The organism is Galbibacter marinus (assembly GCF_000300875.1).
GTDB classification, from domain to species: Bacteria; Bacteroidota; Bacteroidia; order Flavobacteriales; family Flavobacteriaceae; genus Galbibacter; species Galbibacter marinus.
Genome location: NZ_AMSG01000061.1, coordinates 1 through 1,337, shown reverse-complemented (window position 1 = coordinate 1,337; position 1,337 = coordinate 1). Strand labels below are relative to the sequence as shown.

Annotated in this window: 1 protein-coding gene; it reads left to right on the top strand. The window is 37.2% G+C overall.

What is annotated here, in order from left to right; all coding sequences use genetic code 11:
• Window positions 1-88 precede the first annotated feature (88 nt).
• Window positions 89-1,285 carry an IS256 family transposase gene (locus I215_RS15560; RefSeq protein WP_008992948.1) on the top strand — a complete coding sequence of 399 codons (1,197 nt, stop codon included), beginning with the start codon at window positions 89-91 and terminating at the stop codon, window positions 1,283-1,285.
• The last annotated feature ends 52 nt before the right edge of the window (window positions 1,286-1,337 follow it).

Here is a 1,337-nt window from a genome sequence, read left to right as displayed (position 1 = left end):
AGGGAGTATCCCATAAAGTGTGTAAAGTTTAAAATATGGAGGGTTAACCCTCCATATTTTTTGAAGCAATTTTTAATTTTACACACTTATGAAGAAAGAAGATCTTATTACTGATGAGTTTTTAAAGCAATTTAAGTCTGGGGACGAACTGACCTCATTTTTAAAAAACATCCAAAAACGAGGCATTGAGAAGATGCTAGAAGGAGAACTTGATGCTCATCTTGATTACGACAAGCATCAGCAATCACCTAATAGTAATGCCCGTAATGGGTACAATTCTAAAAAGATAAAGACGGCTCTTGGAGAGACCAACATTAAGGTGCCTCGTGATCGAGAGGCTAGTTTTAACCCTATGCTGGTTCCTAAAAGATCTAATATGGTAGATGGGTTGGAAAATGTTATTATAAGCCTCTACGCCAAAGGAATGAGCAACTCAGATATCGAAGAACAGGTTCGAGAGGTTTATGGATTTGATGTCTCTACATCTACCATATCACGCATTACAGACAAAGTAACCAATGATATTGTTGCTTGGCAGAACAGACCCTTAGAACCTGTGTATTTAATTACTTGGATGGATGGGATTGTCTTTAAAGTCCGAGAAAACTCAAAGGTGATTAATAAGACCATGTACATTGCTGTAGGTCTTAGAAGGGATGGAAAAAAAGAGGTCTTAGGGCTTTGGTTAGGAAAGAGTGAATCAGCTGCTTTTTGGATGAGTGTGCTGACAGATATCAAGGCCAGAGGTGTTCAAGATTTATTGATTACTGCAACCGATAATCTCAACGGTTTTACCAATACCATCAAAAATGTTTTCCCAGAGTCTAAAACACAAATTTGTGTAGTACACCAAATCCGTAATGCCACTAAATACGTGGTATGGAAGGATAAGAAGGAGTTTACCAATGATATGAAAAATATCTATGAAGCCCCCACCAAAGGTGCTGCAGAGGCCGCTTTAGAGGACTTTGCTAAAAAATGGGACCACAAGTATTCTTATGCTATAAAAAGCTGGAGAAACAACTGGGATGAGCTTACAGTGTTCTATGAGTTCCCTGTTGAGATTAGAAAAATTATTTACACCACAAATCTCATTGAAAATTTAAATGGAAAAATAAGAAAGTACACCAAAAACAAACTATCATTCCCTACAGATGAGGCTGTTATGAAGGCTACCTTCTTAGCTCTAAGAGAAGCTACCAAAAAGTGGACAATGCCTATTAGAAACTGGGGGATTATATTGAATCAATTTTTAACTATATTTGAAGACAGGGTAAGACTTTAAACGAAAGTCATACCCTCCAATTTAAAACTTACACACTTCCTGGGATAGTGTC

What these genes read in the sequence shown, in the direction of transcription:
- I215_RS15560 (WP_008992948.1), top strand. Translation starts at nt 89, where the DNA reads ATGAAGAAAGAAGATCTTATTACTGATGAGTTTTTAAAGCAATTTAAG.